This is a genomic window from uncultured Eudoraea sp. (genome assembly GCF_947260015.1).
In the GTDB taxonomy this organism is placed as follows: Bacteria; Bacteroidota; Bacteroidia; order Flavobacteriales; family Flavobacteriaceae; genus Eudoraea.
The window spans coordinates 178832-192382 of the sequence record NZ_CAMYOM010000003.1; the positions used below are offsets into that span (position 1 = coordinate 178832).

At 37.5% G+C, this 13551-nt stretch carries 15 protein-coding genes; 11 read left to right on the forward strand and 4 right to left on the reverse strand.

Annotation, left to right across the window (positions count from 1 at the left end):
* The first annotated feature begins 36 nt into the window (after positions 1–36).
* Genes ccoS through Q0X66_RS02995 form a run of 11 tightly spaced genes read left to right on the forward strand, consistent with a single transcriptional unit; the run spans position 37 to position 9443 of the window.
* Positions 37–225 (forward strand): cbb3-type cytochrome oxidase assembly protein CcoS, encoded by a 189-nt coding sequence (ccoS, locus tag Q0X66_RS02945; RefSeq protein WP_297703003.1) that lies wholly within the window; start codon positions 37–39, stop codon positions 223–225.
* A 22-nt stretch (positions 226–247) separates the two neighbouring features.
* Complete coding sequence (gene ccoN / locus Q0X66_RS02950) at positions 248–2449, forward strand: cytochrome-c oxidase, cbb3-type subunit I (RefSeq protein WP_297703005.1); 2202 nt, start codon at positions 248–250, stop codon at positions 2447–2449.
* A gap of 3 nt (positions 2450–2452) precedes the next feature.
* The gene (locus Q0X66_RS02955; protein WP_297703007.1) at positions 2453–2635 is read left to right on the forward strand and encodes a CcoQ/FixQ family Cbb3-type cytochrome c oxidase assembly chaperone; all 183 of its coding nucleotides are present in this window, start codon (positions 2453–2455) and stop codon (positions 2633–2635) included.
* Between the two features lie 5 nt (positions 2636–2640).
* Positions 2641–3597, forward strand: coding sequence for a cbb3-type cytochrome c oxidase N-terminal domain-containing protein (locus Q0X66_RS02960; RefSeq protein WP_297703009.1), 957 nt, complete (start codon positions 2641–2643; stop codon positions 3595–3597).
* A gap of 39 nt (positions 3598–3636) precedes the next feature.
* Positions 3637–5046 (forward strand): cytochrome c oxidase accessory protein CcoG, encoded by a 1410-nt coding sequence (ccoG, locus tag Q0X66_RS02965; RefSeq protein ID WP_297703011.1) that lies wholly within the window; start codon positions 3637–3639, stop codon positions 5044–5046.
* Between the two features lie 28 nt (positions 5047–5074).
* Positions 5075–5521, forward strand: coding sequence for a FixH family protein (locus Q0X66_RS02970; RefSeq protein ID WP_297703013.1), 447 nt, complete (start codon positions 5075–5077; stop codon positions 5519–5521).
* A gap of 8 nt (positions 5522–5529) precedes the next feature.
* Positions 5530–6231: a sulfite exporter TauE/SafE family protein gene (locus Q0X66_RS02975; protein ID WP_297703015.1), complete on the forward strand. Its 702-nt coding sequence runs from the start codon at positions 5530–5532 to the stop codon at positions 6229–6231.
* A gap of 50 nt (positions 6232–6281) precedes the next feature.
* Complete coding sequence (locus Q0X66_RS02980) at positions 6282–7553, forward strand: acetyl-CoA hydrolase/transferase C-terminal domain-containing protein (RefSeq protein ID WP_297703017.1); 1272 nt, start codon at positions 6282–6284, stop codon at positions 7551–7553.
* Between the two features lie 9 nt (positions 7554–7562).
* Complete coding sequence (gene deoC, locus Q0X66_RS02985; protein ID WP_297703019.1) at positions 7563–8213, forward strand: deoxyribose-phosphate aldolase; 651 nt, start codon at positions 7563–7565, stop codon at positions 8211–8213.
* A gap of 3 nt (positions 8214–8216) precedes the next feature.
* Entirely contained in the window at positions 8217–8915 is a 699-nt protein-coding gene (gene deoD / locus Q0X66_RS02990) for a purine-nucleoside phosphorylase (protein ID WP_297703021.1), read from the forward strand.
* 24 nt (positions 8916–8939) lie between these two features.
* Positions 8940–9443, forward strand: coding sequence for a DUF1643 domain-containing protein (locus Q0X66_RS02995; RefSeq protein WP_297703023.1), 504 nt, complete (start codon positions 8940–8942; stop codon positions 9441–9443).
* Here the strand turns inward: Q0X66_RS02995 and Q0X66_RS03000 are convergent.
* Genes Q0X66_RS03000 through Q0X66_RS03015 form a run of 4 tightly spaced genes read right to left on the reverse strand, consistent with a single transcriptional unit; the run spans position 9440 to position 13525 of the window.
* Positions 9440–10222, reverse strand: coding sequence for an ABC transporter permease (locus Q0X66_RS03000; protein WP_297703025.1), 783 nt, complete (start codon positions 10220–10222; stop codon positions 9440–9442). The two genes, Q0X66_RS02995 and Q0X66_RS03000, sit on opposite strands and share 4 nt — an antisense overlap.
* Positions 10215–10925 carry an ABC transporter ATP-binding protein gene (locus tag Q0X66_RS03005; RefSeq protein WP_297703027.1) on the reverse strand — a complete coding sequence of 237 codons (711 nt, stop codon included), beginning with the start codon at positions 10923–10925 and terminating at the stop codon, positions 10215–10217. The genes Q0X66_RS03000 and Q0X66_RS03005 overlap by 8 nt, the downstream gene beginning before the upstream one ends.
* Positions 10922–12163 carry a nitrous oxide reductase family maturation protein NosD gene (locus Q0X66_RS03010; protein ID WP_297703029.1) on the reverse strand — a complete coding sequence of 414 codons (1242 nt, stop codon included), beginning with the start codon at positions 12161–12163 and terminating at the stop codon, positions 10922–10924. The genes Q0X66_RS03005 and Q0X66_RS03010 overlap by 4 nt, the downstream gene beginning before the upstream one ends.
* A 9-nt stretch (positions 12164–12172) precedes the next feature.
* Positions 12173–13525, reverse strand: coding sequence for a nitrous oxide reductase accessory protein NosL (locus Q0X66_RS03015; RefSeq protein WP_297703031.1), 1353 nt, complete (start codon positions 13523–13525; stop codon positions 12173–12175).
* Between the last annotated feature and the right edge of the window lie 26 nt (positions 13526–13551).

The following is a 13551-nucleotide window of genomic DNA, read 5'->3' on the forward strand; positions in this document are numbered from 1 at the left end:
TAACAAATGTAGTTTTACGCGAGAATTCAGGTAGGTATGAGTGTTATTTATTTATTGCTAGCGATTAGTATTATTGTAGCGCTGATCTTCTTTGCTGCTTTTATCATTTCTGTACGAAGTGGGCAATATGATGATTCGTATACTCCATCAGTAAGAATCTTATTTGAAGATGAAGTTGTAAAAAATACAACCGCAGAACCTGATATTAAAAATCAATCCAACTAAATAAAAAGCAAAAATTGTAATTATGGAAGTACAACAATTCTATTACGATAATAAAATCGTAAAAAAATTCCTCTACGCTACCTTGTTTTGGGGAATCATTGGTATGCTGGTAGGCTTATTGCTGGCATTTATGTTTCTTTTCCCTAATATTACAGATGGGATATCATTCCTTAGTTTTGGGCGACTTCGCCCGCTGCACACCAATGCCGTAATCTTTGCATTTGTAGGGAACGCTATCTTTGCCGGGGTTTATTACTCCACCCAGCGTTTACTCAAAGCCCGTATGTTTAGTGACTTCCTCAGTGAGTTTAACTTCTGGGGGTGGCAAGCCATAATAGTCGCGGCAGCAATCACGCTTCCTCTTGGATATAGTACTTCTAAAGAATATGCTGAGTTGGAGTGGCCAATTGATATTGCAATTGCGCTTGTATGGGTGGCATTTGGATGGAACCTGATTGGAACAATGGTGAAAAGAAGACAACGTCACCTTTATGTAGCCATTTGGTTCTATTTGGCAACATTTGTAACAGTTGCTGTACTTCATATCTTCAATAGTTTAGAGTTACCGGTTAGTGCTTTAAAAAGCTACTCCGTATATGCCGGGGTTCAGGATGCTCTGGTTCAATGGTGGTACGGCCATAATGCTGTGGCTTTTTTCCTCACTACTCCTTTTTTAGGATTGATGTACTATTTTGTTCCTAAAGCAGCCAACAGGCCCGTTTACTCGTATAGACTTTCTATAGTCCATTTCTGGTCATTGATTTTTATTTACATCTGGGCCGGACCTCACCATTTACTCTATACGGCCTTACCAGAATGGGCACAAAATTTAGGTGTGGCATTTTCAGTTATGCTTATTGCGCCTTCCTGGGGTGGTATGATAAACGGGTTATTAACCCTCAGAGGTGCCTGGGATAAAGTGCGTACAGACCCAACCCTTAAATTTATGGTGGTTGCAATAACAGGATACGGGATGGCCACTTTTGAAGGTCCCATGTTATCCTTAAAAAATGTAAACGCCATTGCACATTTTAGTGATTGGATTATTGCGCATGTACATGTTGGTGCTCTTGCCTGGAACGGTTTTCTGGCCTTTGGAATGATTTACTGGATGGTACCTAAAATGTTTAAAACAAGATTGCATTCAGTGCCTATGGCGAATTTTCACTTTTGGATTGGGACATTAGGGATTATTTTGTACGCATTGCCAATGTATGTGGCCGGCTTTACACAAGCCTTAATGTGGAAGGATTTTAACCCGGATGGCTCCCTTGTTTACGGGAACTTCTTAGAGACAGTAAATGAAATTATGCCAATGTACTGGATGCGAGCAATTGGTGGTAGTCTCTATATTGTTGGGTTTATTGTAATGTTGTACAACATAGTGGTTACTGTTCGCTCGGGTAGCAAGGTGGAGGATGAACTTGCAGAGGCAGCGGCCCTAACAAGGGTGTCTAAGAAAAGAACAGCAGGAGAAACCTATCATACCTGGTTGGAACGTAAACCTATTAAATTGACAATATTTGCAACGATAGCCATTCTTATTGGAGGGATTGTCCAGATAGTCCCAACCATCCTGGTAAAATCCAATATACCAACTATTTCAAGTGTAAAACCATATACTCCTTTAGAATTGGAAGGAAGAGATCTTTATATACGTGAAGGTTGCGTAGGTTGTCATTCTCAAATGGTCCGTCCTTTCAGAAGCGAGGTGGAACGCTATGGGGAATATGCCAAAGCCGGGGAATTTGTTTATGATCACCCATTCCTTTGGGGTAGTAAACGAACTGGGCCCGATTTATTAAGAATTGGGGGTAAATATTCTGATAGTTGGCACCTTAATCATATGTATGATCCGCAAAGCACCTCATCAGGTTCCATAATGCCGGCATATCAGTGGATGGTCCGCAACGAACATGATCGCAGTGGTATACAGGGGAAAATGGAAGCTATGGTAAGTCTTGGCGTACCCTATACAGAAGAGGAAATTGCGAATGCAGCCATTTCTATGGAAGAACAGTCCATACAAATAGAAGAAAACCTTTATGCTGATCCCGATTTTGTAAAATCTTATGAAGCAGATAAAAAATACGCCGACGAAAACGGATTGGAATTTGTGGAAATGCGTGATCGTGAGATCGTTTCACTAATCGCTTACTTACAGCGCTTAGGTACGGATATAAAAGTTAAGCAAACCGACGAATTATTGTCAGAAAACAAGTAAATCATGCTAAAATTTGTAAAAAATCACATGGAAAGTATGGAAGGCATTGCCACATATCCCATGATATCACTACTTATCTTCTTTGTATTTTTTGCCATCCTTTTTTGGTGGGTATTTACCGCCTCCAAAGAGCATATAAAAGAAGTAAGTGAATTACCCTTAGAAGATAATCAACCAAAACAATAAGAGTTATGAAAAATATGTCACCCTGGTGGATCAGAATCCCGGTAATATTCTTTATCATTTTCGGACTTATGGAGTACTTTATTGACTCCGGAGAAAAACCCGCATTTATTGAATATCCAATAACACAGTTCTTTCTATTGATGGTGTTATTGATTTTAATTGCAATTGAACTTATTTTAAAGTCTATTGAAAATGTTATGTTTCAAACTCTTTCTGCAGAAGGTAAAGAAAGGTATTTGGAATCTAAATCTAAACAATTGGAATGGAGTTGGGGTAAGAAAATGTACCAAAAACTATTAGGCTCCAAACCCATAGAAGCTGAAGGTGAAATCATTATAGACCATAACTATGACGGCATAAAAGAGCTTGACAACAAGTTACCACCATGGTGGGTTTATCTTTTTTATGCAACTATTATTTTTGGTGTTATATACCTTATAAGGTTTGAAATTTATGGCGATTATGACCAGGATTTGGAATATGAAATGGAGGTAGCGGCAGCACAGGCCGAAATAGAAGCTTATAAAAAAACTGCTAAGGATCTGGTAGATGTTAATAGCGTTGAATTATTAACGGAGGCCTCTGATATTAGCGCAGGTAAATCTATTTTTGAAGCCAATTGTGTTGTCTGCCATATGGCAGATGGTGGAGGAGGAATTGGGCCCAATCTTACAGACGAATATTGGATCCAGGGGGGCGGAATTAAAAATGTATTCAATACAATATCGGAAGGTGGTCGCGCAGGCAAAGGCATGGTTTCCTGGAAGCAAACACTAAAACCGGCAGAAATGGCGCAGGTTTCAAGCTATTTACTCACTTTCCAGGGCACTACACCTGCCAATCCTAAGGCTGCTGAAGGTGATTTATGGGTGGACGAGAATGCTACGCAACCAGAAGGTGCTACCGAAGAAGAGGCTCCGAAACAAGAAACGGATTCTACTTCGGTTGTTTTGAGTGACTAATTCATACAAAGGTATGAATAGGGCCTAGAAGATAAAGCTATGGGAGAGAATTTCAGGGATAGTATTGGGACCATTGACGAAGAAGGAAAACGGGCCTGGATATTTCCCAAAAAACCTAGTGGAAGGTATTATAAATATCGAAAATGGGTTAGTTACGGATTATTGATTTTTCTCTTTGCTTCTCCATTTATTAAGATAAATGGCAACCAGTTCCTGATGTTTAATGTTTTGGAGCGTAGGTTCAATATTTTTGGATTTCCTTTCTGGCCTCAGGATTTCCATCTTTTTGTTATTTCCATGATCATTGGGGTGATTTTTATTGCCCTTTTTACAGTGGCATTTGGACGTATTTTTTGCGGATGGATGTGTCCGCAAACTATATTTATGGAAATGGTCTTCAGGCGAATTGAATATTGGATAGATGGAGATCGCGGTGCTCAGATTCGATTGGCAAAGCAATCGTGGAATGCAGAAAAAATTAGGAAAAGATTGCTAAAATGGTTTGTCTTCTTTGTAATATCCTTTTTAATTGCAAATGTATTCCTCGCCTATCTTATTGGGAGTGATAAATTAATACAATACATCACAGATGGTCCGCTCACCCATGTAAGTACATTGATATCTCTTCTCATTTTTACGGCAGTATTCTATTTTGTTTTTGCATGGTTCCGAGAGCAGGTCTGTATTATTGCCTGTCCTTATGGAAGAATGCAAGGGGTATTATTGGACAATAAGTCTATCGTTGTTGCTTATGACCATAAGCGGGGTGAAGCTGAAAATGGCCGAAAGAAATTTCGAAAAAATGAAGATAGAAATGCACTTGGCCATGGAGATTGTATAGACTGTTTTCAATGTGTGAATGTGTGTCCTACAGGAATTGATATCCGAAATGGAACTCAACTGGAATGTGTGAATTGTACGGCTTGTATAGATGAGTGTGATACGATTATGGAAAAAATAGATCTTCCAAAAGGTCTTATTCGCTATGCCAGTGAGGACAATATAGAAAGAAAGGCGAAATTTACTTTTAATCCCAGATTAAAAGGGTACGCTGCCGTACTTACTATATTAATTGGAGTATTTATTGGAATGCTTTTCTTGCGTAATGATCTGGAAGCCAATATTTTAAGATTACCCGGACAACTATATGAACATAAGGAAGGAAACATTATCAGCAATGTGTACACCTACAAACTGATAAATAAAACATCCAACGATATTGATGATGTAAGTTTTAAACTTCTCTCACATAAAGGAAAAATAGATTTGGTATCAAATCGTAGTTTTCAGGTCCCTGCACAGGAATTGGCAGAAGGCACTTTGTTTATAGAAATTAATAACGCTGCTTTAAATGGGGATAAAGACAAACTGAAGATAGGTGTATACAGCGGGGATTTATTAATTGAAACAACAACAACCAGGTTTCTGGCACCAAGAAGTTATAATTAGGAGTATTCATTAATATGAAACAAAGCGTATGAAGTTTAATTGGGGAACAGGAATAGTGTTGGCTTTTGTTGCATTTATTGCATTTATAATGTATTTCGTCATTCTTGCCAGTACATATAACCGTGCCAATCACGATTTGGTCACGGAGGAGTATTACAAGGAAGAACTAGCTTATCAGAATGAGATTGATGCGCTTACCAATGCCAAAGATTATGCTAACCAGTTTAGTTTTGTAAACCAGGAAGATGGGTTGGCAATTACTTTCCCACCAAAAATGAATTATAAAAAAATAAAAGGTAAAGTGTCCCTATACAGGCCATCCAATAAACACTTGGATTTTGACTTTCCTATAAGTTTATCCAATAAACATTTGCTCATACCTGACAAACGTTTGTTGGATGGTCGTTGGGACATAAAAATTTACTGGAATTATCAAGGCAAAGAGCTCTTGGTAAAAAAAAGTATCACCTATTAATTAATGATATGTTATTGTCTGCCTTAATCCTGGGTCTTATGGGAAGTTTGCACTGCATAGGTATGTGCGGACCCATTGCATTTATGTTGCCTGTAAGTCATAATAATAAATATAAAAAAGCAGGTCAGGTCTTCATTTACCATTTTGGAAGACTAATGGCATATGGTATTATTGGCTTATTATTTGGACTATTAGGTAAGGGACTTTACATCTTTGGAATACAGCAAAAACTATCAATTCTGGTTGGTGTACTCATGATATTAGCTGTAATAATTCCCTATAGATATATGAGTAGGCTTAGCCTTTCAAAACCTGTGTATCGGATTATTGGTAAAATTAAAAGCAGTTTAGGTAAAGCATTAAAGAAGAAAACGGCAGATACTTTTCTCACTATTGGGTTTCTAAATGGCTTCCTGCCCTGCGGACTGGTTTATATGGCTCTATTGGGGGCAATCGCCATGGGCACAGCCGCTGAAGGTTCGTTATATATGGTTTTGTTTGGTTTAGGAACAGTTCCATTAATGACAACAGCCGTTTACCTGAGTGGGATATTAAAGGATTCTGCAAAGCAGCGAATACGTAAATTAATACCAGTTTTTGTAGTTATCATAGGGTTACTCTTTATTCTAAGAGGAATGGGTTTGGGAATACCATATGTATCGCCAAAACCTATGGTTAAAGTGGTTTCTACAGAATTAGAATGTCATTAGCCTTAAATTATTTAAATGAGGCATTTTATAAATCAAGTAAAAATACCAACATGAAAATTGTTACCGCAGCGGAAGCTGCCGCCATTGTAAAATCCGGGGATCGGATATTTCTTCAAGGAGCCGCTATGACTCCTAATACCTTAATTAATAGTATTTGTGAAAGATATGAGGAATTAGAACAAGTAGAGATTATTTCAATACATACTGAAGGTGAGGTGAAATATGCAATACCTCCTTATAATCAGGCCTTTAATATAAATAGTTGTTTTGTTGGAGGCAATGTCAGAAAGGCAGTGAACACAAATAAAGGTGATTATATCCCTATTTTTCTGAGTGAAATACATTTACTGTTCAGGCGAAATATTTTACCCCTTGATGTAGCGGTGGTTCAGGTATCTCCCCCGGACCGGCATGGGTATTGTTCTTTAGGAGTTTCTGTGGATATTGCCTTGCCCGCAGTTCAGACAGCAAAAAAAGTAATTGCTCAGATTAATCCGCAGGTACCAAGAACTCACGGAGATGGTATTATTCATAAAAACAGTATTGATCTGGCCATAGAAGTTGACGAGCCCATCCATGTTGCACCAATTACCCAAATTACAGATTTGGAACACAAAATAGGCAAAAATGTTGCCGGACTAATTGAAGATGGTGCCACTTTACAATTGGGTATCGGAAATATTCCCAATGCTGTTTTAAGCAATTTACACGACCATAAAAGATTAGGCGTACATACAGAAATGTTTTCCGATGGTCTCTTACCTTTAGTTGAGAAAGGCATTATTACGGGTGAGGAAAAAGAGATTAAAACCGGTAAAATTGTTACTTGTTTCGCCGCAGGAACTAAAAATTTATACGATTTTGTAGATGACAATCCACTGGTGCATTTCAAAGAAGCAGGATATACTAATGATACTAGTTTAATTTCACAAAATCCTAAAGTAACGGCAATAAACAGTGCCATTGAAATAGATCTTACCGGACAGGTCTGTGCCGACAGTATTGGACAACGACACTTTTCCGGTGTTGGAGGTCAAATGGATTTTATAAGAGGTGCCACTATTTCAGAAGGAGGAAAACCAATTTTTGCCCTTTCCGCAGCCACGGCAAAGGGAGTAAGCAAGATTACCCCTACCCTTAAAGATGGCGCAGGAGTTACTACTACCAGAGCTCATGTTCACTACGTGGTAACTGAGTATGGTGTGGTAAATCTTTTTGGTCAAAATTTATATGAAAGGGCAAAAGCCTTGATATCTATTTCACATCCGGACCATCGTGAAATGTTGATAAAAGCCGCATATGAACGTTTTGAACGATCTTAAGAAATATTAATGCAACTAGAGCGATATATTGACCATACCATATTAAAGCCTACAGCAACGCCTATGGCAATAAGACAGTTATGCGCTGAAGCCCGTGAATTTAATTTTTATGCTGTTTGTGTCAACAGTTGTTACGTTGCATTGGCAAAGGAGGAATTGAAGGATTCGGGTATTAAAATAGCCGCGGTAATAGGTTTTCCATTAGGGGCCATGTCTACCGAATCTAAATTATACGAGGCTCAATTCTGCATTGAACATGGAGCAGATGAGATAGATATGGTTATTAATATCGGTTGGTTAAAATTCGAAGAATACCGTCTGGTAAAAGATGAAATAACTAAAATAAAACAGGCCATTGGGTCCAGGAAATTGAAAGTAATAATTGAGACCTGTTATTTAACTGCTGAAGAAAAAAAAATAGCCAGTATGCTGGTTGTTGAGGGAAAGGCAGATTTTGTGAAGACTTCAACCGGATTTGGATCAGGCGGAGCTACATTTGAAGATATTGAATTAATAAAACGTGTAATTCAAAACAAAATACAGATCAAAGCCTCAGGAGGTATTAAAGATAGAATAACCGCCAAACGTTATTTAGACATGGGAGTTTCTCGTTTAGGAACCTCCTCAGGAATTGCAATAGTTACTGACTCTAATTCATAATCTATGAGTGCCCACATCAATGCAAAAAAGAATGAGATTGCCGATACAGTTTTAATGCCGGGTGATCCGTTACGTGCCAAATGGATTGCTGAGACATTTTTGGATAAAGCTTATTGTTACTCAAATATTCGCGGTATGCTAGGTTATACAGGGGAATATAAAGGGCAGCGTATCTCTGTCCAGGGCAGTGGTATGGGTATCCCTTCATCATTGATATATTATCACGAACTTATTAAAGATTTCGATGTGAAACGCATAATCAGGGTAGGTACTGCCGGGTCCTATCAAGAAAATATTAAGATCCGGGACATTGTATTAGCGCTTTCAGCTTCACATAATTCGAGCATAAATAATGCCATTTTTAATGATGTTACTTATGCTCCTACAGCCAACTTTAATCTGATCATAAAAGCTGCTTCATATATGAATGATAATAACATTCCTTTTATAGCTGGTAATGTACTTTCCTCAGATCTCTATTACGAGCACGATGCAAGGGCTTACGAAAAATGGGCTGATTATGGCGTACTTTGTGTTGAAATGGAAAGCGCCGGACTTTACACTATTGCAGCAAAGTATAATATTGAAGCGCTAACAATTCTAACTATTTCTGACTCTTTGGTAACCAAAGAGAAATGTAGTTTTGAAGAAAGAGAAAGTACATTTGAAGAAATGGTTCGAATAGCATTAAACATTTGCTAATTACAATTGAGCACGAGTTGAACCATGATTTATAAACACATTCCCGAGGTAATAGTAAAAGCCGAATTTTCTAATTGTAAAAAATTCCGATATCAGCTTACTATAGAAAATACAGCAAAAACAAGCGGCAACACCCTCTGTGTTATTATGCAAAATCCCAGTGTTGCCAGTGCAAAGTTTGCGGACAAATCTGTTCAATTTCTGGAAAAACTAATTTTTGAAAAAGAAGTTGAGCAATTTAGAAACGTAAAAACTATTACAGTAGTTAATCAGTTTGCTTATGTACAGACCAATGGTTTTATTGGTTCTTCTAATAAAATTGGGAAAGAGAATGACCGTTTCATCAGGCAATCTATAAAGGATTCCAATATGGTAATTGTTGCCTGGGGCAAAACCAACCCGTTTTTAAAACGGCAAAAGGACATCCTCAGGATTGTTTATTCGTTTAAGGGTAAAAAGGTGTTGATGACAAAGAAACATCCTTCCCGGGGCACTTATCAAGATTTTATAATGCCTTTTTCAAATTAAAAATCCTTCCTTTTTGCCTTGTATGTCAATCGCCCAATGGGCAAAACGGTCCAAAGGATCAGCATCAATATAGAAACGATCAAACCCTTATCCGTGCCAAAGAACTGCCTAAATATTGCGCCAGTATAGCCTAAAAGTGCTGAAATATCCAATTTTAAAAGGATCAAGGTTCTGGAAAGGTCGATTGGGTTGAACATGGTTGCTGCCAAAGAAAAAGAATCTAAGGGATATTCTTCAAAGATGATCAATGACAATAGGAACAAGCCGTCATAGATAACTGCTAAAAAGAGCCACAACAATACGGCATATCCAAAACCTTTGATCTTGTTTTCATTCGATAGGGAAATATTGAAGGCTAAAGCAGTAAAGATTAGCGTGAGAAATGCCCCGGTTATCAATAATAAGGAAAAATTCCATATTGTATCACTCCTAAACAAACCATAAAGAATAAAAGGTATTCCCAATCCCAATACGAGACTCATTGTTAAAGAACCGGCCACGCCCAGATATTGCCCAAGGAATATGGAACTCCTTTTTAAAGGTTGGGCCAGTAGTAACTCAGTGAATTCTTTTGAATTATAAAAATACATGACCCCAAAAATGGTACTTATAAGCGGAACAAGAACAATGATAACGTTCATTAAAGTAATTACAGCTTTTGAAAGGTCATTGTTAAGAAATAAAAGTACAAAGCCTAATGCTAAATAGAATAGAAAATACACATAGTTCCATCTACTTCGCATTAAATCATAAAAGCTATATTTTAAAATCTTAAGCATCAGCTGTCTGTATTGATATGGCCGCTATGGCATGTTCAAAATCTGTTTGTTTGGTCTTGGTCATCAATTGTTCAACACTACCTTTGAAAAAAATGTTGCCTTCTAAAAGATATACAATTTCATCGGCCATTTCTTCAACAAACTGCATTATATGTGTGGTGATCAATATGGTCTTGCCCTTGTTTTTTTCTTGAAGGATCAATTCCTTTAACTTTATCAGCGACGCCGGATCCAATCCTGTAGTAGGTTCATCAAGAATAATCAAGGGACTATCGAACATGAAAGTTAATACTATGTTCACCTTTTGTTTAGTACCGCCAGAAAGTGTTCCTAATTTTTTATCCAAAAAAGGTTCTAAACCAAAAAGCTTTACCAACTCTTCTTCATTACTTTCTTTTTGGCGAAGGTCCTTGATCATACGAATTAGTTCTTTCACCTTGAGATTGCCCGGAAAGTTCGCAATTTGAGGGAGGTAATTTATATCCTGCCTGTATTTCCAATTATTTTTGATTGTGTTGTCCTTTACTTCAATTTCGCCTGATGAAGGAATTACCATTCCTAAAATACATTTGATTAATGTGGTTTTACCAGATCCATTGGGACCCAGTACGGCAAATATTCCACCACCAGGAATATCTAAATCCAAATTGAATAGTACCTGGTTTCTTCCAAATTTTTTATGTAGATTTTCTATCTGTATCATTCTGATTTTTTCATTAACGGCATTGCATCCAATAAGTTATCTGGTGTAAAAACGGGTGACACTTTTTCGGAAAAATCAATTATATCCATAAACATGCTGCGCAATAGTACTATCGTTTCGGGTGTTCGGTTCACAACGTATGAAAACAATTTCACAGGTCGATAGGGCACATCACCGATTCCGTCTTTATCTAAATCATATCCCGTGTAATCACTCCAATAATTTCTCTCAAAAACATTGTCGTTCAATTTACTGTTATACGAAATATCAAAAGAGTTGTAAAGGAAATTATTATTGACAAATGAATTAGCATAACAGGCTCCCAATACTTTCACTGCCCACCCGTTGCTAATAAAGTTATTGTTATTATATTCTATGCGATTTGAACCTTCGATACTGATACCAACTGTGTTTTCCTGAAAGGTGTTGCCAACAATTTCAGCATCATTGATTTCCTTGAGCAACATACCAAATGCGGCCGTACCCCAATTCTTTCTGAATATATTGTCTACCATTTTGATACGTTTGGAAAACATTACGGCAACACCAGCACCATTGTTCTCAAAGGTATTATTTGTGTACACATCATCGTTCGAAAACATAAAATGAAGGCCATACCTAAGATTATTTGCGCTCACATTGTTATTGATGGTAACATTATCAGAAAACTCCAGGTAAATACCATCACGTACGCCTTGCACGATATTTCGGTCTACCTGAACATTGTGGGAATACCATAATTGAATACCGTTGCCAGAATTATACTCATCTACGGCATCGCCTATAATCTTGTTGTGATACACCTTACCGTTGTTCGATTTTTCAAGATATATACCAAAAAACAGCCTTTCCAATACTACGTTCTGTATCAGGAAGTTTTCACTTTTGACTACCCGTATGGCCGCGTAATCTGTAGTGTAACTGGTGCCGACGTTGATAATATATAGTCCATCAATAGTAACATTATCGGAAACAATGCGTAAGATTTCACCGCGTTCTTCACCGTCGATTACCGGGAAGTTTTCACCCTTTAAGGTTAAGGGTTTGTCGACAAGGATATTGAACTCATTGTAAATGCCTTTTTTAATGAGAAGTGTATCAAATTCTGAAGCATTAGAAATCCCATCCTTTATAGTTTTAATTTTACAAGATGGGCAGATTTCTATTGTCTTTGGCACTTGAGCGAAGCCAGAAAATATACTAAATAAAAAAAATAGAAAAGCTCCGTATCTCATCATAAGAAGCCCTTAAAATACATTATATTTTGCAGATGCGTTAAATACAAATTTTTCATTCATAAAGATGCCGTTGTAATTCTGATGCAAAGGTATTCCAATTTCAGCTCCCAAAATTAGCTTACTTCCTGCAAGCAAAAAATTAAAACCTAATGTACCATGTACTAAATCACCTCCATAATTATTTGGATCAGCAGTGGTCACCATCATTGGGTTTAACTCACTATCTTCTCCATTTAGTTTACCTTCAATGCTACCACTCAAGCGCAATGAAGTACTCACATATTGGCTTATAGCATAAGCACCCCAGGTATGAAGCTTGTACAAATTTCCAAAACGATAACCCTCGCTATTTGTACCTGTCCTTAGAGTGTTTAATTGTTGTATCCCCAAAGAAAATTTATCATATAGTTTTTTGAATGTAATTCCCAGAGTGATATCCCATGTTCCCGAACCCAATTGCATGGCATAGGGCAATTTTACATCATTCATCATTGGGGTATTATCTCTGTTTGTGATATCACCCAAAGGTATATTTAAACCCCCATTCAAATGAAATGAGGCTTCATTTCGGTTATACAGTCCAAATAATGCCCCCACTTTCATATCCCCAACTCCACTTGAATAGGTGGAAAAAGAATTTAGCATTTGCATCCCGTTTGCCATGGTCATACGCGCTGTAAGGTCCATGTTTTTTGTTGCAAAATTCTGCATAAGAATCAAGGTTAGTTTATCAGAAGGGGCGTACATCACTCCCAGCATAAACATTTGCATGGTCATATTTTGGGGCGCAACCATGTACCTTTCATATATACTTTCATCGGAAATTTTAGAACTTCCTTCTCGATTTCCATTCATATACATATTCATATATCTAAGCGAAAGCATGAAGCCACCTTTGGGATGCAGGTGATCTCCCATGATACCACTTGGTGCATAGGCATCTGGTCTGTTGTGATGGTCATGATGCGAGTCGTATGCGCCAAATTCCGAATCAATAAATCTTTCTTTTAAGGTTTCCCAGTTATATACATCTCCTCCCTTTTCTTTTTGCACACTTATTGCTTCTGATTGAAGCATATAGGCAGAAAGGTTAGCACCCATGGGGCTTGGAATAGCTTTAGACTTAAGATAATATGCATTAGCCGCATCAATAACTTTCCCGCTATTATAATCGGTTACCTGGATTTTTTGAAAGTCATTTTCATTTTTGGATTTCAAATAATTTACTAAACATTCAATAGCATCGAACCAAATTAATTTTCCTGACTGGGTTTGTGCCTGTGCTTTAAACTGCAGACTTTTGACAGCCATACTGCAATGAATACATTGCTCATGAGATTGTGCAAAAGATACTTTAGTCAAAATTAGGCATAGAAATAATATAGAAA